The organism is Mesorhizobium sp. CA8 (genome assembly GCF_020164955.1).
Taxonomy (GTDB): Bacteria; Pseudomonadota; Alphaproteobacteria; order Rhizobiales; family Rhizobiaceae; genus Mesorhizobium.
This window is the reverse complement of record NZ_JAIUHG010000033.1, coordinates 1-23330: the sequence shown is the minus strand read 5'-3', so window position 1 is coordinate 23330 and position 23330 is coordinate 1. Positions and strand designations below refer to the sequence as shown.

Genomic DNA, 23330 nt, shown 5'->3' with positions numbered 1-23330 from the left:
AAATCAGCCTCAGATCTCGCCGCCGAGATAAAGTCGCTTGACCCGGTCGTCGGTCAGCAATTCGGCGGAGTTGCCGCTCAATGCGACACTGCCGGTGGTGAGCGCATAGGCGCGCTGCGAGATGCGCAGCGCCATGCGCGAATTCTGCTCGACCAGGAGCACGCTGACCTTCTCGTCGCGGTTGATGGCGACGATCGAGCGGGCGATGTCCTGGACGAGTTTTGGCGCGACGCCGAGCGACGGCTCGTCGAGCAGCAAAAGCTTCGGCTTCGCCATCAGCGCACGGCCGATGACCAGCATCTGCTGTTCGCCGCCACTCATCGTGCCGGCGGCCTGCGAGAAGCGCTCCTTCAGCCGCGGAAAGCGCCCCAGAACCATCTCCATCGACGCGGCGATCTCGGATTTGCTGGTGCGGGTGAAAGCGCCCATCAGGAGGTTGTCCCTGACCGACATGAAGGGGAAGACGCGGCGCCCTTCCGGCACCATGGCGATGCCCATCTTGACGATCTCGTCGGGGGCAGCGCCGTCGATGCGCTTGCCACTGTAGTGGATCTCGCCGGACCTGATCTTGCGCAAGCCGGTGATGGCGCGAAGGATCGACGACTTGCCGGCGCCGTTGGCGCCGATCAGCGCGACGGTCTCGCCCTCGTTGACCTCGAGCGAGACGCCTTTCAGCGCATAGACGTGATCGTAATAGAGCTCGACATTGGCGAAGTTCAGGATCTGGTTCATAGGCCGATCGCCTCGTCTTCGCTGCCCAGATAGGCTTCGATCACCTTCTCGTTCGCCTGGATTTCCGACGGCGTCCCCTCGGCGATCTTCTGCCCGAAATTGAGGACCACGATGCGGTCCGAGATCTTCATCACGGCCGGCATGTCGTGCTCGACGAGCAGGATGGTGAGGCCAAGATCGCGCAGGCGCCGCACCATCGCCACCATGCGCATCGTTTCGTCGTGGTTCATGCCGGCGAAGGGCTCGTCGAGCAGCAGGATCGAAGGATCGGTGGCAAGGCCGATGGCGATGCCCAGCGCTCGTAAATGGCCGTGCGGCAGGTTGCGGGCGGTCTCATTGGCAAGCGAGGAGAGGCCGAGCAGCGCCAGGATTTCGTCGGCGGAGGCGCCGAAGGCCACCTCGTCGGCCTTCGCCGCGCCGGTGCCGAGAAAGAAGCCGAGAAGGCTCGCTTTCGAGCGCAGGTGATGCGCGATGACGACGTTGTCGCGCACGCTCATGTTCTTGAAGATGGTGGTCTCCTGGAAGGTGCGCACGACACCCTTGCGGGCGGCGATATGCGGCGCCATGCCTGAGATGCGTTCGCCCTTCAGGCGCACCTCGCCCGTGGTCGGCCGCAGGAAAGACGAGATCAGCTTGAACAAAGTCGATTTGCCGGCGCCGTTCGGGCCGATCACCGACAGGATCTCTTTCTCGCGCACCGAGAAGGAGATGTTGTTGACCGCGACAAGACCGCCGAAGCGCTTGCTGAGACGCGAGACTTCGAGCATTTCGGCCATGGCTCAAGCCTTCTTCCGGATCGAAGCCGCGAGGCTGAGCAGGCCGTTGGGCAGCACCAGCATCAGGACGATCATCAGACCGGAATAGATGAGCAGTTGGAACTGGCCGGTCTGGAACAAGAGGTCCCAGCCGAAATAGAGCACCAGCGTGCCGAGCATCGGCCCGAACACGTAGCCGAGGCCGCCAAGGAAACAGTTCAGCATGAAGTTGACGGAATCGGTGACCGTGAAGCTCGACGGATAGATCGATTGCGAGATGGCGGCGAAGATGGCGCCGGCCACGCCGCCGAAGAAAGACGACACGGCGTAGGCGATGATGCGCAGATAAGCGATGTTAACGCCGATCGAGGAGGCCAGTTCCTCATTCTGCTGCAGCGACTGGCACAGCTTGCCAATGCGCGAATTGACCAGCCGGTACATGACCCCGAAGCAGACCACCATCAGCGTGACCGCCAGAAGATAGAAGGCGAGCCGAGAATTCTGCAGCGTGGCGAAATCCGGAATGATGATCAGGCCGAAGACCGACAGCGCGCCGGGCAGCGGGATGCTGACGATGCCCTTGGCGCCGTTGGTGATCGGCAGCGCCAGCGCGAGCAGCCGCGCCACCTCGGTCAGCACCAGCGTGACCATGGCGAAGTAAACGCCACGCAGCCGCAGGATCGGCAGGCCGATGAGCACGCTCGCAGCGGCGCAAAAAAGTCCGGCCACCGGCAAGGTCAACCAGAACGACCAGCCATAGTTCATCACCAGTATGGCCGAGACATAGCCGCCCATCAGCGCGTAGGCGCCCTGGCCGATGTTGATGCGGCCGATGTAGAAGGTGAGCCAGACACCGGCGCTGGCGATGCTCAGCAACGCCACCGAAGTAAGCGTGTAATAAAGGTCGAAGCGGCCGCTTGCCGAGATCGCGGCCGGCACGGCGATGAAGACGATCGCCAGGAAGGCCGCGACCGATGCGATTTTCATGTTGCGATTGCGGGTCATGACGCCATCAACCCCACGGCTTGCCCATCAGCCCGTTGGGGCGGATCGACAGGAACACCATCAGGGCGGCGAAGATGACGAGGTAGGTGACGTCGCCATATTCGCGCAGCACGGTGAGGCCGACCGACTCCATCATGCCGAGAATGAAGCCGCCGGCGATCGCGCCGCCGACGACGCCGGCGCCGCCGATCATCACCATCAGGAAGGCCTTGATGGAGATCGGCCCGCCGATGCCTGAATTGACGCCGGTGATGGTGACCAGCAGTCCGCCGACGACGCCCGCGAGCATGGCGCCCATGGCGAAACCGATCATCGAATAGCGGTCGACACGGACGCCCATCAGCTGGGCCGCAACGCGATCCTGGGCAAGCGCGCGCATGGCGCGCCCGACCCGGCTGTACTGCATGTAGAGCACGAAGGCGGCGATGAAGACGATCGCCAGCACGCCGACGACCATACGATCGTAAGGCATGATGATACCGGCGTTGTTGAAGACGCCCTTGACGATCTTGGGAACGCCGCGCTGCTTTTCGCCGAACAGAAGCAGGATGACGGCGTCGAAGAAAAAGGCCGTCGCGGCGGCGAGCAGCATGGTGCTCTCCTCGCGATGGCTGCGCCTGATGACGGTGCGGAAGAGGAATTTCTCCATCAGCGCGCCGATGACGGCGAGCGTGACACCGGAGGCGAGCAGCGCCATTACGAAAGGCAGGCCGAGCTGGCCGTAGACGGTGTAGGTGATGAACCCGCCCAGCACATACATCTGCCCGTGGGCGAAATTGAGCACGTTCATCAGGGCGAAGATCAGGGTCAAGCCCAGCGCGATCAGCGCGTATTGGGCACCGAGATACAATCCGTTGGCGATGACCTGTTCCATGGATACCTTCGATCTTCCGCGGGGTCCGGCCTGTCGGACCCCGCGGCAAGCTTGAGGAAATGACGCTCGAAGGTAGCGCTAGTCGACGGAGCCGACGAACAAGGTCTGGAAAGCGCCATCCTTATATTCGTTGACCACCATCGGCACCGAAAGCTGGCGCTTCTGGCCGAAGGACGTCATGCCGACATAGCTGAGTTTCGCGTCGCCCTTCAGGAAGGGATTGGGCGCCGAGAAAGTGTCCATGGTCTTCTTGAATTCAGCGACGTCGTTGATGGCCGCCGGATTGGCCTTCAAGGTCTCGATGATGTATTCGAGCGCATAGACCTTGGTGTTGGACTCGTCGTTGTATTCGCCGAACATCTTGGTGTAGCGGGCGACGAATTCCTTCATCGCGTCCGAGGCGATCTCCGGCGTGGAGGCGCCGCCGACGGAAATGAATCCATTGGCGTATTCGCCGGCGCCCTCTTCCAGGACCTTGGCGTCCTGCGCGGTTTCCGTCGAGATCAGGCCTTCATAGCCAAGCTCGCGGGCGGCGCGGATGAGCAGCGGCGCGTTGGCCGGCGCCACGCCGGACAGGACGAGCAGGTCGGGCTTCAAGGCGACGATCGGCGTCAGCACCGGCGTGAAGTCGCGGGTATCGTTCTGGTAGGTGTCGTTCTGGGCGACGACTTCCAGTCCAAGTGCCTTCGCCGCTTCGACGCCGCTGTCGCGCTGGCTGAGCGGGTCGGATTCGTTCGCGGCGACAAAGGCGATCTTCTTAACCCCTTTGTTTTCCTTGAGATATTTGTAGATCGCCGGACCGGACTGGTAGTTGGCGATCATGCCGAGCACCGCATTCGAGGCCGGCTTCTGGTAGAGCGCCTTGGGGAAGGCGTAGGGAAAATAGATGATCCCATTGGCCTCAGCGACGGGGCGCACCGCGGCGGCGCCGTCATCGACATTCGGGCCGACGACATAGTGGACGCCTTCCTGCGCCATCTTCTCCATGCCGGCGATGGCGCGCTTGGGATCCTTCTGGTCGTCGAAGGTGACGATGTTGATGTTGTAGGTGTCGTTGCCGATCTTGACGCCACCGGTTTCGTTGATCCAGGCGGCGCGGGTCTGCATCGAGCGCACGTTCGACGTGCCCCAGGCGGCAGCGGGGCCGCTGGTAACGCCGACGAAGCCGATCTTCAGTTCCTTGTTTTCAGCCTGCGCGGACGAAATGCCGAGAGCGGCAAGCGCCAGGGTCGAGACGGCGCCGAGCGCCATTGATTTCAGAGTCGAGCGACGGTTGATCATAGCTTCAGTTCCCCTTGGTTATCGCGCTTTGTGTTTTGCTCGTAGGCTGCGCGTATAGCGTAAGGGAAACCGGCTGATGTCGATTGTCAACATTTTTCTTCGGTATTGTATACAATATCTGTATCGACTGTGTGCGATGACCCGCAGACCCGCGAGAGGATTGGCATTCAAAGAAGGCCACGCCCGGCCAACTATAGCCACCCCGGCGACTCCGTTATGTTCGCAGGGACCATAATGCAAAGAGGGTCGAGGCTTATCGAACACTGGTTCCGAGGAACGCTGCCCCGGGGAATCCTACTTCCCGCAATAGTTATCGTTGATGTCGTTCACCGCATTCGCGTCCGGTCCGACGCGGTGATACGCGCAGGCGCCCGCCGCCGTGGTGGTCATCTGCTGATCGTAATAGCGCGGACCGCTGAACAGCGTCTCGATGATGTCGTCGCTGGCCGGAACATAACGCTCCTGTTTGACGACGCGGTAGCGATGTTCGCCGGCGCCAGCCGGGCCCGCCATCATGGTCGCTGTGACAAGCATGAGCGCGATTGCAAAATGTTTCGTCATAGCAACGACCTTCTGGCAATTTGATTTGCAGCATATCCAAAATCGCCAGCGGAGCAAAAGTTCCCATAGCTGCTTTCAGCACCGCTAATGCCCGACAGAGCGGCAGATCTGCAGGTCGCCTAGAATCTGTCGACTTCTATCGATGGCCTGGATTCGCTGGAGCGTCCTCTGCTATCCGATACTACTTCACCGTACTCGCCTTAACTCGATTCTCTCTATGCATTGTAACGCGTTGATTTATGAGCGCAAAATATTCCCCCTGACGGGCCGGCACAGCTGTATTCGGTCGGACTTTGCGGAGCGCATGAACATCAACGTCGTTGTCGACGATCTGCGCGCCCTCTCATTTCTTCTTGAACTCAAACAGTTCAACCAGATTGCCCGACGGATCTTCCAGAAGTCTGGCGCGACCAGCTCCCGCCTCGCTGATTTCTCCTTTGAATTTGGCGCCTGCATCGTTCAGCCGGCCGATGAGGGCGTCTATGTCTTTCGTGACGATCATGAACCGGTTCCATCCGCCGGGCTCTGGTTTACCGCCAGCAGTTCCTCCACTGCCTGCCCCCGGAGCGCTAAGGTAAAGCGTGAGATCATCGCGAATGAGCGCTGCGAACTTGCCAGGGTTGTGCATGTCAACCTTGAACTCGAGTTTATCGCGATAGAAAGCGACCGAACTGTCAACGTCTGTCACAATGTATCGGATGGATGCCATGGCCCGTGCTCCTTTCACCGTAGAAAGTGAACCGGCCAATGGGAATGTGGTTCCTTGGCATTGGGGATCACGGCCAACAGTCGGCCGGCCGACTGATGAGAACACGACCTAGCTTTCTACGGCCTGCGGAGCCGCGTCGCTGATTTATCGCTGGCCTCCAATTCGCTTACTCTGCTACCCCATGCTACTCCACGGTCCTCGCTGTCATTCAACTCGATGTTCTAAGGGATGGTAACGAATTGAGTTCCAAGCGCGAAATCTTTTGCACGTGAAGGAGAACCGTCTCCGCGATCCGTCAGAGATTTTCGATCGTGATTTCCAAAAGAATTTCGCCAGTCGAAAGCTGCTTGGTTTCAGCAACTATCGGCATCAATTGGTCAATCTTGCTTGCCCACCGTCGCGAGTTGGGCTGCGCATCACCGACAGATAGGCATAGCCGCTCCCGAATAGAAGAAGTCAATCTGCTTCATTCCCTCCGCCTTCGCCCATCTGGTTGCCGGCGCTCGGCCAACTCGGCCACAAACCAATCCCTGAGTCGGTGACAGGGAAGATGAGTTCCCGGAAGTAAGCCTGCCGCTCTCGTCACTCCTGAGCGGGGCCGTCATCTCAGATCGACCGAGGATACCAGCCCGGCTTGCTTCTTGGAGGTATGCTGGTATAACATGTAGATGGTATGGTGTCTTCGGGAGAGGCGCCGTAGGGAAATGTAAGAAGGCCGACCGTGTGGCGGTGTAATTGGGAGGAAGTATCATGAAGTCTGCAGTTGTTGCGGCGCTCGCCGGCGCCGCGTTTGCCAGCGTTTCGGTTGCGCCGGCCATGGCGTCGCCCGACGCGCCGGTTATCGCGCTGGCCAACGCCTATTATGGTAATACGTGGCGCCATCAGATGGTGGAAGCATTTGAGGCTTCGGCCAAGGAGGCCAAAGCCAAAGGGCAGATCGCCGATTACATCATCATGAACGGCGATGGGTCGGTGGCACAGCAGAACAGCCAGATTGCCGAACTGATCCTGAAGAGGGTGGATGTGCTCGCCGTCGATGCTGCTTCCGAGACCGCAGTCAACGGTGTCATCGAGAAGGCCTGCAAGGCCGGCATAATCGTCATCTCCTTCGACTCGGTTGCTTCGGCGCCATGCAACTACCAGCTCAATTTCGACTTCAAGGGCTACAAAGCAGCCCAGGCTGAGGCCGTCTTCAAGATGCTCGGCGGCAAGGGCAACGTCATTCAGGTACGCGGCGTGAAGGGCTCGGCGCCCGACAACGACATGTTCAACGCACAGCAGTCGGTGCTGGCCAAATATCCCAACATCAAGGTGGTGGCCACGGTCTACGGCCAGGCAACGGCCTCTGTGGCGCAGTCGGCCATCGCCAATGTCCTGCCATCCCTGCCCCATGTCGACGCGGTGCTTGGCCAGGGCGGCAGCGACGATGTCGGCATCACACAGGCCTTCATCCAGTATGGCGGCGAGTACAAGAACAAGATGCCGATCATCGAAGGCGGCGGCGGCACCGATTTCGTCAAGTGGTGGGCTGAGGAGAATGCCAAGAACGGTTACCAGACGGTGTCGATGAACACCACGCCGGGCATTGGCGGCGCCGCATTCTGGCTTGGCCTGTCGCTGCTGAAAGGTGCCAAGGCGCCCAAGCTGATGATCATGCCGGTGGCAACGGTCAATGCCAGCAACCTCAAGGACTATTCGAAGCTGCCGGGCGGCCAGATCATCAGCCCGAGTTATTCGCTGGACTGGGTCAAGCAGAACCTGCTCAGCAAATAAGGCTGTCAGGCGACTTCGATCGGGCGTCAGCGAAAGGCCGCGCCCGATCTAGCCTTGAAGAAAGCGGAGGACGAATGTCCCACCCTGCCCTTGCCGGTCAGGACGCCGCATCAGCGACGCATGCGGCTTTTGCCAGGCCAAGTGTGGTTTCGCTTAGCGGGATCACCAAGAGTTTTGGACCGACACTCGCCAATGCAGGAATTGATCTTACCGTCTGCGCAGGCGACGTGATCGGGCTGGTCGGTGGCAACGGGGCCGGAAAATCGACGCTGATGCGCATCCTGTGTGGCGCGATGTGGCCGACGCTCGGCTCGATTTCCTTTGCCGGGACAGAGGTGGCTTTCGCCGGCTACGACACCGGCGAAGCGCAGCGGCGCGGCATCCGCATGGTGCACCAGGAGCTATCGCTGTGCGCCAACCTGTCCGTCGCCGAGAATTTTTTCCTGGAAAGCCCAGGCGACTCGGCAAGCCGCCCGGGCTGGCGTGCGCTCTACCGCACCCGCGCCCGCGCGGCGCTCGATGCCGTCTTCCCCGGCAACGGCATCAGTGCCGACGCCGAGGTCGGACACCTCACCATCGCCGAACGACAGATGGTGGAGATAGCGCGCGCTGCGGCGACCCCCGGCGTCAAACTCATCGTGCTGGACGAGCCGACGTCGTCACTCGATCTCGATCGCTCGAAGCAGTTGAGGGCCTTTGTTCGCGAAAAAGCAAAAGCCGGACTGTCCTTTATCTTCATCAGCCATAAGCTGCAGGAGATCATCGACATCGCCACGCAGGTGATGGTGTTGCGCAACGGTCGCACCGCCTGGCAGGGCCATGCCGCGGACGCCTCGACAGGACGGCTTGTGCAACTGATGGGCGGCGACACCGATCCGGTCCACCAGCACACAGTGTCCACCGCATCCTCGCAGGATGTGCTGGTGCGGCTCTCCGGGCCGCTGACGTCCGGGCTCGGCCATGACGTCGAAATCGTGCGCGGCGAGATCGTGGGACTCGCAGGTCTCGAAGGCTCCGGGCAGAAGGAATTGCTGCACGCGATCTTCAAACCCGACCGGAAGCAACACGCGCCCGTCACCAGGCATGCGGACGCGGCTTTCATCGCCGGCGATCGACAGAAGGAAGGCGTGTTCCCGCTGTGGAGCGTGCTTGGAAACATCAGCATCGGCGCGGTTGTCCGTCGTTCGGCGCTTGGCGTCGTTTCCGACAAAGCCAACCACGCCAAGGGCTCGGGCGCCGCCAGCCGCCTGCGGCTCGACGACAGGCGCTTCCAGTCCAACATCACCGAGCTCAGCGGCGGCAACCAGCAGAAGGCGCTGGTGGCGCGGGCTCTGGTGGCCGACACGCCGATCGTTCTGCTCGACGATCCGACGCGGGGCGTCGACATCGCCACCAAGCAGGACTTCTATCGCCTCTGCAATGAGGTCGCGCGCGGCGGCCGCGTGCTGGTCTGGCACACGACCGAAGACGCCGAATTGCTGGCCTGCGACCGCGTGTTGGTGTTCTCCGGCGGCCGGATCGTGAAGGAATTGCGAGGCGACGCAATCACCGAGTCGGCGATCGTCGGGGCCTCCTTCGTACAGGAGACGGATAAACGGGCAAGCATCGCGCGAAGCCAGACCGCAATGGCCGGGCTCGGTCGCAAGCTGGTCAACGCTGCGCCATTCATTGGGCTTGCCGCAGTGCTCGCCATCATGATCGCCATCAATCCGGCGGTCGCCTCGACTTTCGGGGTCGATCTGTTGCTGATGCCAGCATTGTCGCTGGTGTTGGTAACCGCTGCGCAGATGCTCATCGTCGGCGGCAGCGAGATCGATCTCGGCGTCGGCGCCTTCGCCGGACTGGTTAGTGTGCTCAGCGCCACCCTGCTCTACGATCAGCCATGGCTTGGCGCGCTGACGTTGGCGGCGGCCGTTGCTGCCTATGCCGGGCTTGGCGGGCTTATTCAAGCGCGCAAGATCCCCGCGATCGTGGTCACGCTCGGCGCGTCCTTCATCTGGGTAGGAATAGGCTATGCCCTGCAACCTACGCCGGGCGGCACGAGTCCGGATTGGCTGTCGAGCCTTTTCAACTGGTCGGTCGGCTTCGTGCCAACTTCGATCATCCTCATCGCGGCTGTGGCGCTGATCATACTGACCATCGACCGGTTGCCGCTTGGCGTGGTGTTGCGCGGGTTCGGCAACAATCCCGCGGCGATGATACGGTCGGGATGGTCGCCGACGCGCTATGCGCTGGTGCGCTATCTCATCGCCGGATTGTTCGCTGCCGCCGCCGGCCTATCGCTGACGGCCATCAACACTGCAAGCGACATCAATTCGGGCAATTCATACATGCTTCTCAGCGTCGCCGCGGTCGTGATGGGCGGCTGCTCGCTTCTCGGGGGGATCATCTCGCCGGTCGGCGCCGTCGCCGGCGCGGTGACGCTGTCGCTGATCGGTGCGTTGCTCGGCACGCTGAGCGTCAGCAGTGACTACAACGCCGCCACGCAAGGCCTGATCCTGATCGCGTTGCTGACGCTGCGCAGCCTGACCGCCGATCGCAGGAGCGAGCAATGAACGCACTAGCCGGCTTCAGCATCTGGGCGCAGCGGAACCGCTGGGTGTGGTCGGCGGTCGGAGTGCTTTTTTTGTGGCTGCTGCTTTCCTTCGTCACCAGCCGCTTCAGCCTGTCCAGCCTGTCGGGCGTCATGCTGTCCGCATCGTTCCTAACGGTTGTCGGCATCGGCCAGATGTTCGTGGTGACCACCGGGCGCGGCAACATCGACCTGTCCGTGGCGTCGGTGATCACGCTCAGCGCGTTCGTCGCGCTGCTCACCGTCAAAGGCCAGGATGCGAACCTCGCCATTGGCGTTGTCATCGCCATCGTGCTTGGGCTTGCGGTCGGAGCGCTCAATTCACTGCTCGTCGTCGTGCTTGGCATCCCAGCAATCATCGCAACGCTCGCGACCGGCTATGTGCTTGCGACCGCGACGCTGCTGTCGAACAAAGCGATACCGGGCTTTGCGGTGAGCCCTGCTCTCAAGGATGTTGCGACGGGACGCATCGGCGATGTGCCGATCATGGCTATCGTCGCCATCCTGGGCGTAGCCACAACGTCGTTCGTGCTGCGCTACACCGTGTTCGGACAGCTCCTCTCGGCAGTCGGCCAGAACCGAGCCGCAGCGCGGCTTGCCGGAATCCGCAACGGACCGGTGATCGCGTCAGCCTTCGTGATCTCCTCGGTGCTGGCTTCACTCGATGGCCTGCTGCTCGGCGCTTATATTGGCGGAGCCTTCCTCGAGATGGGCCAGCCCTATCTGTTGCAATCGATCGCAGCAGTTGTGCTCGGCGGAACATTGATCTTCGGGGGCGCGGCGACCGCGCTCGGCACGCTCTTTGCCAGCATCCTGCTCATCCTGATCGTCACCACCATGCAGATCATCGGCCTGCCACCTGGCGTTCAGGACATCGTGCAGGGCATCGTTGTCATCTTCGTGCTGGCCCTGGCGGGTCGGCAGGCATTGGCGCGGCGCGCGTCCGTCGATTCCGCTGAGAGCGAGCAGACCTCGGCGAAGGCAGCGGCTGGGGCCGCGCCGACCCGACCCGAATAACGGCAGCGATACACGATTCCTCTTGCCAAATGTGGTAGAGTGATCATACCAGTATGAAGATGATGAATCGGCCGCGGTCGATCGTCTGAACATCAGGAGCAGGGTTCGATGACAACGATTGCGCTTTTTGGTGCGGGCGGGAAAATGGGCTATCGATTGGCCACCAATTTTCGTGGTTCCCCTTATGAAATCCGCCATGTCGAAATCAGCGAGACGGGTCAGGAGCGGCTGAAATCGGGCCTTGGCATCGACACGGTGGGCGTCGACCAGGCGCTAAACGGCGCCGACGCCGTCATCCTGGCAGTTCCTGATACACATATCGGCAAGGTTGCCGCCGGCATCGAAAGCAAGCTTTCGCCTGGCACAATGGTGATAGTTCTCGACGCAGCCGCACCTTTCGCCGGCCACCTGCCCAACCGTCCCGACCTCACCTACTTCGTCACACATCCCTGCCATCCGCCAATCTTCAACGACGAGACCGACATGGCGGCCAAGAAGGACTTCTTCGGTGGCGTAAAGGCCAAGCAGCATTTCGTGAGCGCCCTGATGCAGGGACCGGAAGAGGACTACGCCAAGGGCGAAAGGATCGCCCGGATCATTTGGGCCCCGGTGATGCGCTCGCACCGCGTGACCGTTGAGCAGATGGCGTTGCTTGAGCCGGGGCTCTCCGAAACGGTGTGCGCTTCGCTGCTCGTCGTCATGAAGGAGGCCCTCGACGAGGTTGTGGCGCGCGGCGTCGACCGGCAGGCGGCGCTGGATTTCCTGCTTGGCCATATGAACGTGCTCGGCGCCGTCATCTTCGGCGAAACCAAGGGCGTGTTCTCCGACGCCTGCAACAAGGCGATCGAGTTCGGCAAGCCGGCGCTGATGCGCGACGACTGGAAGCGCGTTTTTGAGCCGCAGGAGATCGCCGCAAGCATTCAGCGCATCACCTGAGATCGCCAGCTCTATCAGGTACATGTCACCTGAATTTGTGGTTGACTCATCATACCAGTTGGCATTAGCTGATCCTGCTTGGGGTCGCTGGGAATCCGCAGCGGGACGAGCGGAGGAATATCGGGGTGCCGGCAGCGCGGATTGGTTCGGATAAAAGCCGGCGAACGTCGTCAATCTGAACGGTGCAGCCTGCACCCGCCTGACGAATTCAAACGCAGACAACCGCCTCGGACCGTTTCGAGGCAGGGTTTTTCACGGGAGGACATCATGAAACTCACTCGCAGAATGACGCTGGCGGCTTTTGCCGGCATGCTGGCTATCGGCACGGCGATGCCCGCCTATGCGGCGGACCTGATCGCGATCATCACGCCTTCGCATGACAATCCGTTCTTCAAGGCGGAGGCCGTCGGCGCCGAGGCGAAGGCCAAGGAACTCGGCTACGAGACGCTGGTGCTGGTCCATGACGACGACGCCAACAAGCAATCGCAGTTGATCGACACGGCGATCGGCCGCGGCGCCAAGGCGATCATCCTCGACAATGCCGGCGCCGACGCCACCGTTGCCGCCGTGCAGAAGGCCAAGGACGCGGGGGTCCCCTCTTTCCTGATCGACCGCGAGATCAACGCCACCGGCGTTGCCGTCGCACAGATCGTCTCCAACAACTATCAGGGCGCCCAGCTCGGGGCGCAGGAGTTCGTCAAGCTGATGGGCGAGAAGGGTAATTATGTCGAGCTGGTCGGCAAGGAATCCGACACCAATGCCGGCATCCGCTCCAAGGGCTATCACGACGTCATCGACGACTATCCAGATCTGAAGATGGTGGCGCAGCAGTCGGCCAACTGGAGCCAGACTGAGGCCTATTCCAAGATGGAATCGATCCTGCAGGCCAACCCGAACGTCAAGGGGGTGATCTCCGGCAACGACACCATGGCAATGGGCGCCTACGCGGCGTTGGCAGCCGCCGGGCGCAAGGATGTCATCGTCGTCGGCTTCGACGGTTCGAACGACGTTCGCGACTCCATTACCTCAGGCGGCATCAAGGCGACGGTGCTCCAGCCGGCCTTCGCCCAGGCGCAGATGGCCGTCGAGCAGGCCAATGACTACATCAAGAACAAGAAGTCTCCCGAGAAGGAAAAGCAGCTCATGGACTGCGTCCTGATCAACGGCGACAATGCTCCCAAGCTGGAGACCTTCGCGCTCAAGAACTGAGCTGGCGCGATGCAAGCTGCGAGGGACGAACGCACGTTCGTCCCTCGCCTCCATTTCACTGTCGGGTATTGTTGATTGCCATGACCAAGCAGAGTTGGCTGTTAATTGCGCTCACAGCCGCCGTCGGCCTCAGCGCCTGTAAGATTCTGCCGACGCCGTCCGCGCAAGGCGGCGATAACGCCAGCAGCTCTGCCTTCAATCCCGACAAGATGGTCGAAGATAACTGGGCCTCGAAAGTCATCCCCTACCTGCAGCAGAAGGCAGGCCCATTCGCACAGGTCCATGCACTCGCCAAAATCGATCCCGCCGCAGCCGGTTCCAATTACGGCAATCCGAAGAAACAGGCGAATTCGCCGTGGACCTTCGCTGTGCGCCTCGAAGGCAAGGTCGTCGCCGCCAACACACAGTCGCGCGCGGCAACCATCGACGTCGACGTCGATGGCGACGGCAAGGCAGATGCGCGGGTGCAGATCGGGCCGGCCATGCGCGGCACCGCCCTGCGCGACAGCCTCGACTTCGTACAGTTCAACGATTTCACCAACCAGATCGACTTCGCCCAGTTCGGCAAAGCTTTCAATGCCTATGTGGACAAGACGGTGTTGTCCAAGTTGCCGCGCGACGGGCTGGAGGGCCGCACCGCCAAGGTGCTCGGCGCTTACACGATCGAAGGCGGGCAGGACCTGCCGCTGGTGACGCCGGCGGAGGCCGAGATCGGGCCCAAGCCGTGAGTTCCTCGCCGGGTCAGGACGTCATCCTCAAGCTGGAGGATATCTCCAAGGTCTATGCCGGTACCGTGGCGGTCACGCATGCCAATTTCGGGGTGCGCAAGGGCGCAGTCAACGTGCTGGTCGGCGAGAACGGCGCGGGCAAGTCGACGCTGATGAAGATCATCGCCGGCGTCGAGCGGCCAACCGCAGGCCGCATCGTGTTCGACGGAAACGAGGTTTCCTTCTCGTCATCCGCAGACGCCGTGAGCCGCGGCATCGGCATGGTGTTCCAGGAACTGAACCTTTTCGGCAACCTCACGGTCGCCGAAAATATTTTTGCCACGCGCGAGCTCACCAACGCATTCCGCAAGATCGACCATAAGGAGCAGGAACGGCGCGCCGCCGAATTCCTCGAACAGCTGGAAGCTGGGATCCGGCCGGACATGCTGGTTGAGGATTTGCGTATCGGTCAGCAGCAGCTGGTCGAGATCGCCAAGGCGGTTTCGCTCGATGCCCGCATCCTGATCATGGACGAGCCGACCTCGGCGCTGAGCGCGGCGGAAGTGGAGATACTGTTCAAGGTGATCGCCGATCTCAAGGCGCGCGGCGTCGCCATCGTCTATATCTCTCACCGGCTGGAGGAGCTGATCCGCATCGGCGACTTCATCACCGTGCTGCGCGACGGACGCATCACCGGCCAGGAGGAGATGCGAAACGTCGACACACAGTGGATCGTGCGGCAGATGATCGGCTCGGACGCGAAGGATTTCGCAAAGGCCGGCGGCCATCAACCCGGCGCGGAGGTGTTCCGCGCCGAGGAGATCTGCCTGCCGCGCGTCAGCGGCGGACTGGCCGTCGACCACGTCTCGCTCTCCTTGCGCGCCGGCGAGATCCTCGGCATCTACGGGCTGATGGGCGCCGGACGCAGTGAGCTGTTCGACTGCATCATGGGACGCCACGGGCAGGCGAGCGGCAAAATCTTTATCAACGGAAAGCAGGTCCGGGAGCGCGATACGACACGGCGCATCCAGCGCGGCCTGGCTCTGATCCCGGAAGACCGGCAGCGCGAGGGTCTGGTGTCAATCCTGTCGGTGGCCAGCAATCTGACTTTGGCCAGCCTGTCGCGCTTCGTCAGCCTGTTCCACATCCGCGGCGGCGCCGAGCGACAGGCGGTGGCGCAGATGGTGCGCGAGCTGGCGATCAAGGTCGCCGATCCGGCGCAGGAAGTGTCCTCTCTGTCGGGCGGCAACCAGCAGAAGGTGGTGATTGGCAAGGCGCTGCTCACCGGGCCGAAAGTGCTTTTGATGGACGAGCCCAGCCGCGGCATCGATGTCGGCGCCAAGGCCGATGTGTTCCGCACCATGCGCAAGCTTTCGCGTGATGGGCTGGGCATCCTTTTCGCCACCTCGGATCTCGACGAGGTGATGGCGCTGTCGGATCGGATCGCGGTGATGAGTAACGGAAAGCTGACGGGCATGTTCGATCGCGCCGAGGCGACCGAAGCGGCGATCATCGCCGCATCGGCGCTTGGCCATGGACCCAGCCCGAATATGGAGAACAACGCCCATGACTGACGTTTCGGCCAAGGCGCCCGCCTCCTCCGCATCCAGCGGCTCGCTGCTGCTTACGCTGATGAAGCTGCGGACCTTCATCGCGCTGATCGCTGTGCTGGTGGTCTTCTCGATCGCGGCGCCGAATTTTCTCTCGGCCGCCAATCTGATCCTGATGGCGAAGCACGTTGCACTCAACGCCTTCCTCGCCATGGGGATGACTTTCGTCATCATCACCGGTGGCATCGACCTGTCGGTCGGCTCGATCGTCGGCCTGTGCGGCATGGTCGCCGGCTATCTGGTGCTCAACGGCATAGACCTTGAGATCGGCTACACGGTCTATTTCAACGTCGTGGAAATCGCGCTCATCACACTTGCGGTCGGCATCGCGATCGGCGCCGTCAACGGCCTGCTGATCACCAGGCTGAACGTCGCGCCCTTCATCGCCACGCTCGGCACGCTCTATGTCGCGCGCGGCCTGGCGTTGCTGGCATCGGATGGCCGCACCTTCCCCAACCTCGTCGGCAAGCCGGAACTCGGCACCACCGGCTTCGGCTATCTCGGTGCCGGCAGGCTGCTCGGCCTCCCTGTCTCGATCTGGATCCTGGTCGTGGTCGCGCTGGGTGCGGCCTATCTCGCAAGGTTTACGCCGCTCGGCCGCCACATCTTCGCGGTTGGCGGCAACGAGCGCGCGGCGCGGATTTCAGGCGTTCGCGTCAATATGGTGAAGATGTTCGTCTACATGTTCTCCGGTTTTTGCGCAGCGATCGTCGGCCTCATCATCTCGTCGGAACTGATGGCATCGCACCCCGCCACTGGCGAGAGCTTCGAGCTCAACGCCATCGCGGCGGCCGTGCTCGGAGGCACCTCGATGTCGGGCGGACGCGGCACGATCGGCGGCACCATCGTGGGCGCCTTCGTTATCGGCATTCTCTCAGACGGACTGGTGATGATGGGCGTGAGCTCATTCTGGCAAATGGTGATCAAGGGTCTTGTGATCATCGTCGCAGTCGTCGTCGATCAGGCGCAGCGCCGGCTGCAGAGCCGCGTGACGCTGATACAGATGGCGAAGGCGGGCTAATCATGGCATTGCGCGGAGCGCTGATCGGCTGTGGCTTTTTCGCTATCAACCAGATGCATGGCTGGCGCGACATCGCCGGCGCCTCGATCGTCGCGATCTGCGACCGCGATCCCGAGCGGCTCAGGATCGTCGGCGATCAGTTCGGTGTAGCACGGCGCTACACTGATGCAGCCGCGCTGTTTGCCGGCGAGAAGCTCGACTTCGTCGACGTCGCGACCACCGTCGGCAGCCACCGGCCGCTGGTGGAACTGGCGGCCGCCAACCGCGTCCCGGTGATCTGCCAGAAGCCATTCGCACCGACGCTTGCCGATGCAATCGCTATGGTCAGAGTTTGCGCCGACGCCGGCGTGCCGCTGATGGTGCACGAGAACTTCCGCTGGCAGTCGCCGATCCAGGCCGTGCGGGCCGTACTCGACAGCGGCGAGATCGGCAAACCGTTCTTCGGCCGCATCTCCTTCCGCTCCGGCTATGACGTCTTTTCCGGCCAGCCCTACCTTGCGGCAGGAAAACGATTCATCATCGAGGATCTCGGCATCCACATCCTCGACATCGCCCGCTTCCTGCTGGGCGACGTGTCGAGCCTCACCGCCCGCACCGCCCGGATCAATCCGAGCATCGCCGGCGAAGACGTCGCGACGATACTCATGGACCATGAAAGCGGCGCAACCTCCGTGGTTGATTGCAGCTATGCGACGAAGCTTGCCACCGAACCGTTCCCCGAGACGCTGGTCGAACTTGACGGCAGCGAAGGCACGATCCGGCTATCGCTGGGCTATCAGCTCACCGTGACCGGCAAGAGCGGCACCCATGTCACCGATGTCTCACCGCAACTGCTCCCCTGGGCGTCCCGGCCCTGGCACAACATCCAGGAAAGCGTCCTGGCCATCCAGAAGCACTGGGTCGCGTGCCTGGCCAGCGGCAAGGAGCCGGCAACCTCCGGCGCCGACAATCTCAAGACATTCGCTCTGGTCGAGGCCGCTTATGCCGGTGCCGCCAGCCGCGAACCAGTGCGTATCAACGACCTGCTCAGATGACCAACGATCCATTCCTACTCTACGGCACCCGCGCCGTCGAAGCCGAACCGGTCCGGCTCAGCGCCGGCCCGCTCAGCGCCGATCTCGTCAACGGCAATCTACGCACGATCCGTCACGACGGCATCGAGGTGCTGCGCGCCATTGCCTATATTGTGCGCGATCGCGACTGGGGCACCTATGAGCCGACACTGCCGGATCTGCTCGTCGAGCAGGCCGACGACAGTTTCTCGGTAAGCTATTCGGCCGGTTGCGAGGGACCGGACGGCAGCCGGCTCGATTTCCGCGCCACAATCGAGGGACACGCCGATGGCCGTCTCGTTTTCGATGTGAGCGCGTTTTCCGAAACGGATTTCGAGACCAATCGCTGCGGCTTCTGCATCCTGCATCCGATTGCCGGCCTCGCCGGCAGCCCGGTGAAGATCGAGCACTCCGACGGCAGCGCGGTGCACACTGAGCTGCCGCTGCTGATCGACCCATGGCAGCCGTTCAAGGATATGCGCGCCATCACCCATCAGGTGCGGCCGGGGGTCAGTGCCGAATGCCGCATGGAAGGCGACGTTTTCGAGATGGAGGACCAACGCAACTGGTCGGACGCCTCATACAAGACTTATGTGCGGCCACTGGCGCTGCCATGGCCTTATATGCTGCCGGCGGGACAAACAAATCGACAGACCATCACCCTGCACATAACGGGCGGCTCCAAGATGGCTGGCGCGGCAACCGCAGCCGAGCCGGTATGCATCGAACTTGGCGAGGCCGGAGCGAAGCTGCCCGATATCGGCGTGGTCATCTATCCGGAAGATGTCGAGGCGGCTTTGGGCAAACTGCCGCTGCTTAGCAAGCTAGGCCCCCAACAGCTTCTCCTCCATTACGATCCGACGCGTGGCCATGGCCTGGAGGCCTTGCACGCTCATGCCGGCCTTGCAGCCGCATTCCCCGCCGAGACGACCCTCGAATGCGTCGTCGCCTGCGCCGGCGATCTCGACGTCGAACTCTCCGGCGTCGCCGAGATGGTGCGTAAGGCAGGCCTGCGGCTCGATGCCATCGCGGTCTCGCCTTCGGTCGACCGGCAGTCGACGCCACCCGGCAGCACCTGGCCGGCCTGCCCGCCGCTCGAGGATGTTTATGCCGCGGCCCGCCGCGCCTTCCCCGGCATCCGGCTCGGCGGCGGCATGTTCAGCTATTTCACCGAGCTCAACCGCAAGCGGGTTCCGGCCGGCGCGCTGGATTTCGTCAGCCATTGCACTTGCCCGATCGTGCATGCGGCCGACGATCTCAGCGTCATGCAATCGCTGGAAGCGCTGCCATTCATCACCCAGTCGGCACGGGCGATCTACGGCGCGAAGCCCTATCGGATCGGGCCCTCGACCATCGCCATGCGGCAGAACCCCTATGGCGGCGCGACCAAGGACAATTTTGACGGCCAGCGCATCGCCATGGCCAACCGCGATCCGCGCCATGCCGGCCTGTTCGCTGCCGCCTGGACGATCGGCTATGCCGCGCGCGTGGCGTCGGCCGGGCTGGAGATGCTGACGCTCTCCAGCTTCACAGGGTCGTTCGGGCTGGTGGCCGCCGCCGGCGAACCCGCGCAGGAAGGAACGCCGCGTCCGATGTTCCACGCGATCCAGGGCCTCGCTGCGCTGGCTGGCCACACGCATATTGCGATGCGCTCAACTGATGAGAATCGCGTGGCAGTGCTTGCAGGACGTTCGCCGACTGGTGCCATCACAACCTGGCTGGCAAATTTCACGCCGCACAATGTCGCGGTCGACGCCTCGTCCGTCCTCGCCGAAGCGGCAGGCCCGGTCAGCGTCTGGGACGCAGCAGGTGAGCACACGCTTGAACCCGGCGCGGGTTCAGGGCGCATCACCATGCCGGCTTACGCCATAGCCAGAATGGGCTGAGCGAAGTTACTTCTCAGAGCTCATCGCGTAGAGGGCGCGCGAGCGTTCGAGGTGCTTGATCATCGCCTTTTCGGCGCCTTCGGCGTCGCCCTTCTCGATGCGGCTGACGATCTCTTCGTGCTCGGTCAGCGTGAACTTTTCCTTGCCGGTCCAGATCAGCATTTCCGTGTGGTATTCCTTCAGCCAGCCGAGCATCGCCTCGCTGACCGCGACATAGATCGGATTGCCCGAGATCGCCGCGATTTGGGTGTGAAACTTCATGTCGGCGGAGATGAATGCCTCGGCATCGCCGCGCGCGCTACGTTGCTCGGCGACCGTTGCCTTGAGCTGTTGCACGTCCTCGGCGGTAGCCTTCTCCGCCGCTTCCTTGACCATGCCGCGCTCGAAGAAGATGCGTGCGCTCTTCAAATGCTCCAGCGTGTCCTTCGACGAAGACAGGATGATCTTCGCGGCGCCGTCCACCTGCTTGATGATCGATTTGGCGGTGAGCTGCAGTACCTTGGCACGCTCGCCATGCGAGATGGCGACCAGGCCCATGTTGCTCAGCGCCTGCATCGCCTCACGGATTGCTGGACGACCGACCTCGAAGCGCTCCATCAGCTCGCGCTCGGACGGCATATCGTCGCCCGGTTGCAACTCGCCGCTGGTGATGAGGCGCTTCAACCTGACAAAGACTTCATCGGACAGCTTGCGCCGGACGATCGGCTCCGAACGGTTCATCTGCGCGAATCACTCCCTAGACCCAGTTCCGTTTAGCACTGCACGCGCAAGAACCGGAATGCCTGTCGGTCCCACACGCTGCGCGGGCATGATAATACTTGCAATGCTTATGTACTCATTATACCAGATTTGACGCGCAGGGAATTCATTTCCTGCCTTTCGACTGAGTAGCCGGCCATGATCACTCTCACTTACCGGATCGAAACCTCGGGAAGCATCGAGGCGCTGGCGGCCAAGATCGCGAGCGACCAGTCGACCGGCACGTTCGTCGCTGTGCCCGGCGAAACCGAGGAGCTAAAGACGCGGGTTGCGGCGCGCGTGCTTGCGATCCGGCATTTGCCGGACGCGGCGCAACCTTCAATACCAGAGGCTGGCGGGGGTCCCTTCAAGCGCGCCGATATCGACATCGCCTTCCCTTTGGACGCCATCGGCACCGATCTGGCGGCGCTCATGACAATTGCGATCGGCGGCACCTTTTCGATCAGGGGACTGTCCGGCATCCGCGTCGTCGACATGAAGTTGCCGGAGGAATTCAGGGGCGCCCATCCCGGCCCGCGATTCGGTGTCTCCGGCAGCCGCAGGCTGACCGGCGTCGAAGGCCGCCCGATCATCGGCACGATTGTCAAGCCGGCGCTTGGCTTCAGACCACACGAGACGGCCGCGACGGTGGGCGAACTGATCGAGGCCGGCGTCGATTTCATCAAGGACGACGAGAAGCTGATGAGCCCGGCATATTCGCCGCTGTCGGAGCGGGTGAAGGCAATCATGCCGCTGATCCTGGATCATGAGCAGAAGACCGGCAAGAAGGTGATGTACGCTTTCGGCATATCGCACGCCGACCCGGACGAAATGATGCGCAACCACGATCTGGTGCTTGAAGCCGGCGGTAATTGCGCCGTCATCAACATCAACTCCATCGGCTTCGGCGGCATGGCTTTCCTGCGCAAACGCTCCGGACTGGTGCTGCACGCACACCGCAATGGCTGGGACATCCTCACCCGCCATCCGGGCCTCGGCATGGATTTCCAGGTCTGGCAGCAATTCTGGCGCCTGCTCGGGGTGGACCAGTTCCAGATCAATGGAATCGCCTCGAAATACTGGGAACCTGACGACTCGTTCATCCGCTCATTCCAGGCGGTGACGACGCCGATGTTTTCGCCCGAGGATTGCGCGCTGCCCGTGGCCTGCTCCGGCCAATGGGGTGGCCAGGCACCGGAGACCTATCGACGTACAGGGCGCACGATCGACCTGCTTTATCTATGCGGCGGCGGCATTGTCAGCCATCCAGACGGGCCAGCAGGCGGCGTGCGCGCCGTGCTCCAGGCATGGCAGGCAGCGGTCGAGGGCATTCCGCTGACAGAGTTTGCCAAAGACCATGCGGAACTGGCGCACTCGATCGAGAAATTCGCCGACGGCAAGGCGGCGTGAGCATGCGGAAGCTGCTTCTCAGCTACTATGGCGACGACCTGACCGGCTCGACCGACGTCATGGAGGCGCTGGAGCTCGGCGGCGTACCGACCGTTCTGTTCATGCGCAAGCCGGCTGCCGGACTGCTGGCGCGCTTCGCGCATTGCCGTGCCGTCGGGCTCGCCGGCACCAGCCGCAGCGAGTCACCGGCCTGGATGGATGCGCGTCTGGAAGAGGCTTTCACCTGGCTGAAAACGCTTGAAGCCGAGCTCTGCCACTACAAGGTCTGCTCCACCTTCGATTCCAGCCCGACGATCGGCAGCATCGGCCGCGCGATCGAGATCGGCCGCGCGGTATTCGAACAGGGTTGCGTGCCGCTGGTGGTCGGCGCGCCGCAGCTCAAGCGCTACACAGCCTTCGGTCATCTCTTCGCGGCCTATCGTGACAAATACTACCGCATCGACCGCCACCCAGTGATGAGCCGCCATCCGGCAACGCCGATGGACGAATCCGACCTTCTGGTGCATCTGTCGCGGCAGACAAAGCTTGCGTCGGGGCTGCTCGACCTGGCGACGCTGCAATCGCCATCTCGATCGGAGGCTCTCGACCGCCTCCTCCGGGACACCAACATCGTGCTTATCGATGTCGACAGCCTAGAAACGCAAGCGCTTGCTGGCCGGGAAATATGGCGCACCCGTACGCCAGGCAGACACTTCGTCGTCGGTTCCTCCGGCATTGAATATGCGCTTCTTTGCCAATGGGCTGGCGATACCGTTCCGGGCGATGGAATATTCCCGCCCCCGGGTGCGGCCGACCGCATCGCGGTGGTGTCGGGGAGTTGCTCGCCGACGACGGAGCGACAGATCCGCCATGCGATGAACGACGGGTTCGACGGCATTGAGGTCGACCCGGTCGAGCTGGTCTCGGAGCATTCCGAGAAGGCGATGGCGCGCGCGGCTGCAGCCGGCAAGGCCAGCCTTGAGGCCGGACGCAGCGTCATTCTCTACACCGCACTTGGCCCCGCCGCTGACCGCGGCGCCGAGATCGATCGCCAGGAAGGCGCCCGCCACAAGCTTGGACGCGGCCTGGGCGAACTGCTGCGCGCGTTGACCGTGGAGCAGAAGTTGCAGCGCGTGATCATCGCCGGAGGCGATACCTCCAGCCACGCGCTTGGACAGATGGGCGTTGACGCGCTGACAATGAGAATGCCGCTGCCGTCCTCTCCCGGCTCGCCGCTTTGCGTCGCCCATTCGAGCATACCCGCGATCGACGGGCTGGAGGTCGCGCTGAAGGGCGGGCAGGTCGGGGCCGATCGTTATTTTTCAGCCATTCGTGATGGCCTCGGCGATTGACAGCACCGTGCCGCACTCTCGCCCCTCCGGCTCGCTGTCGCCAGGGAACTGACCAATGACACAGATGCCTCAGCTCTGGATCGGGACCAGCTGGAAAATGAACAAGACGCTGGCGGAGGCGCGCGCCTTCGCCGGCGGGCTGCTTGCCGAT

Annotated in this window: 20 protein-coding genes and 1 pseudogene; 13 read left to right on the top strand and 8 right to left on the bottom strand. The window is 62.4% G+C overall.

The window, feature by feature from the left end:
• Window positions 1-9: 9 nt before the first annotated feature.
• The 7 genes from LB553_RS27035 to LB553_RS27005 all read right to left on the bottom strand — a co-directional run bounded on the left by LB553_RS27035 (window position 10) and on the right by LB553_RS27005 (window position 5917).
• A complete protein-coding gene (locus LB553_RS27035; RefSeq protein WP_224517849.1) occupies window positions 10-732 on the bottom strand; it encodes an ABC transporter ATP-binding protein in 723 nt (240 codons plus the stop codon).
• On the bottom strand, window positions 729-1508 hold the full coding sequence (locus tag LB553_RS27030; protein ID WP_224517847.1) for an ABC transporter ATP-binding protein: 780 nt from the start codon (window positions 1506-1508) through the stop codon (window positions 729-731). The genes LB553_RS27035 and LB553_RS27030 overlap by 4 nt, the downstream gene beginning before the upstream one ends.
• A gap of 3 nt (window positions 1509-1511) precedes the next feature.
• Window positions 1512-2492, bottom strand: a complete 981-nt coding sequence (locus tag LB553_RS27025; protein WP_224517845.1) for a branched-chain amino acid ABC transporter permease — start codon at window positions 2490-2492, stop codon at window positions 1512-1514.
• A gap of 7 nt (window positions 2493-2499) precedes the next feature.
• Entirely contained in the window at window positions 2500-3366 is an 867-nt protein-coding gene (locus tag LB553_RS27020; protein ID WP_224517843.1) for a branched-chain amino acid ABC transporter permease, read from the bottom strand.
• A 78-nt stretch (window positions 3367-3444) separates the two neighbouring features.
• Window positions 3445-4647, bottom strand: coding sequence for an ABC transporter substrate-binding protein (locus tag LB553_RS27015; RefSeq protein ID WP_224517842.1), 1203 nt, complete (start codon window positions 4645-4647; stop codon window positions 3445-3447).
• A gap of 294 nt (window positions 4648-4941) precedes the next feature.
• Window positions 4942-5208, bottom strand: coding sequence for a hypothetical protein (locus LB553_RS27010; RefSeq protein WP_224517840.1), 267 nt, complete (start codon window positions 5206-5208; stop codon window positions 4942-4944).
• 343 nt (window positions 5209-5551) lie between these two features.
• Entirely contained in the window at window positions 5552-5917 is a 366-nt protein-coding gene (locus LB553_RS27005) for a VOC family protein (protein ID WP_224517838.1), read from the bottom strand.
• A 750-nt stretch (window positions 5918-6667) separates the two neighbouring features.
• Between LB553_RS27005 and LB553_RS27000 the strand changes: the two genes are divergently transcribed.
• The 10 genes from LB553_RS27000 to LB553_RS26955 all read left to right on the top strand — a co-directional run bounded on the left by LB553_RS27000 (window position 6668) and on the right by LB553_RS26955 (window position 19700).
• Window positions 6668-7690, top strand: coding sequence for an ABC transporter substrate-binding protein (locus tag LB553_RS27000; protein ID WP_224517837.1), 1023 nt, complete (start codon window positions 6668-6670; stop codon window positions 7688-7690).
• Between the two features lie 74 nt (window positions 7691-7764).
• Entirely contained in the window at window positions 7765-10245 is a 2481-nt protein-coding gene (locus LB553_RS26995) for an ATP-binding cassette domain-containing protein (protein WP_224517834.1), read from the top strand.
• On the top strand, window positions 10242-11279 hold the full coding sequence (locus LB553_RS26990) for an ABC transporter permease (RefSeq protein WP_224517832.1): 1038 nt from the start codon (window positions 10242-10244) through the stop codon (window positions 11277-11279). Before LB553_RS26995 ends, LB553_RS26990 begins: the two co-directional genes overlap by 4 nt.
• A gap of 108 nt (window positions 11280-11387) precedes the next feature.
• Complete coding sequence (locus tag LB553_RS26985) at window positions 11388-12215, top strand: phosphogluconate dehydrogenase C-terminal domain-containing protein (protein WP_224517830.1); 828 nt, start codon at window positions 11388-11390, stop codon at window positions 12213-12215.
• 267 nt (window positions 12216-12482) lie between these two features.
• The gene (locus LB553_RS26980) at window positions 12483-13424 is read left to right on the top strand and encodes a D-ribose ABC transporter substrate-binding protein (RefSeq protein WP_224517828.1); all 942 of its coding nucleotides are present in this window, start codon (window positions 12483-12485) and stop codon (window positions 13422-13424) included.
• A gap of 80 nt (window positions 13425-13504) precedes the next feature.
• The gene (locus LB553_RS26975) at window positions 13505-14152 is read left to right on the top strand and encodes a DUF2291 family protein (protein ID WP_224517826.1); all 648 of its coding nucleotides are present in this window, start codon (window positions 13505-13507) and stop codon (window positions 14150-14152) included.
• Complete coding sequence (locus tag LB553_RS26970; RefSeq protein ID WP_224517824.1) at window positions 14149-15705, top strand: sugar ABC transporter ATP-binding protein; 1557 nt, start codon at window positions 14149-14151, stop codon at window positions 15703-15705. Before LB553_RS26975 ends, LB553_RS26970 begins: the two co-directional genes overlap by 4 nt.
• Entirely contained in the window at window positions 15698-16762 is a 1065-nt protein-coding gene (locus tag LB553_RS26965) for an ABC transporter permease (protein ID WP_224517822.1), read from the top strand. Before LB553_RS26970 ends, LB553_RS26965 begins: the two co-directional genes overlap by 8 nt.
• Window positions 16762-17796 (top strand): Gfo/Idh/MocA family protein, encoded by a 1035-nt coding sequence (locus tag LB553_RS26960; protein WP_224517906.1) that lies wholly within the window; start codon window positions 16762-16764, stop codon window positions 17794-17796. Before LB553_RS26965 ends, LB553_RS26960 begins: the two co-directional genes overlap by 1 nt.
• On the top strand, window positions 17793-19700 hold the full coding sequence (locus LB553_RS26955; RefSeq protein WP_224517820.1) for a hypothetical protein: 1908 nt from the start codon (window positions 17793-17795) through the stop codon (window positions 19698-19700). Before LB553_RS26960 ends, LB553_RS26955 begins: the two co-directional genes overlap by 4 nt.
• Before the next feature lie 6 nt (window positions 19701-19706).
• Here LB553_RS26955 and LB553_RS26950 read toward each other — a convergent pair whose 3' ends face one another.
• Window positions 19707-20420, bottom strand: a complete 714-nt coding sequence (locus tag LB553_RS26950) for a transcriptional regulator NanR (protein ID WP_224517817.1) — start codon at window positions 20418-20420, stop codon at window positions 19707-19709.
• Window positions 20421-20597: 177 nt separating this feature from the next.
• Between LB553_RS26950 and oiaX the strand changes: the two genes are divergently transcribed.
• From oiaX to LB553_RS26935, 3 genes and pseudogenes are all read left to right on the top strand, one after another.
• Window positions 20598-21848, top strand: coding sequence for a 3-oxo-isoapionate-4-phosphate decarboxylase OiaX (oiaX, locus tag LB553_RS26945; RefSeq protein WP_224517815.1), 1251 nt, complete (start codon window positions 20598-20600; stop codon window positions 21846-21848).
• A gap of 2 nt (window positions 21849-21850) precedes the next feature.
• Complete coding sequence (locus LB553_RS26940) at window positions 21851-23179, top strand: four-carbon acid sugar kinase family protein (RefSeq protein WP_224517813.1); 1329 nt, start codon at window positions 21851-21853, stop codon at window positions 23177-23179.
• Window positions 23180-23234: 55 nt separating this feature from the next.
• Window positions 23235-23330: pseudogene (locus tag LB553_RS26935) on the top strand (triose-phosphate isomerase); the annotation flags it as partial.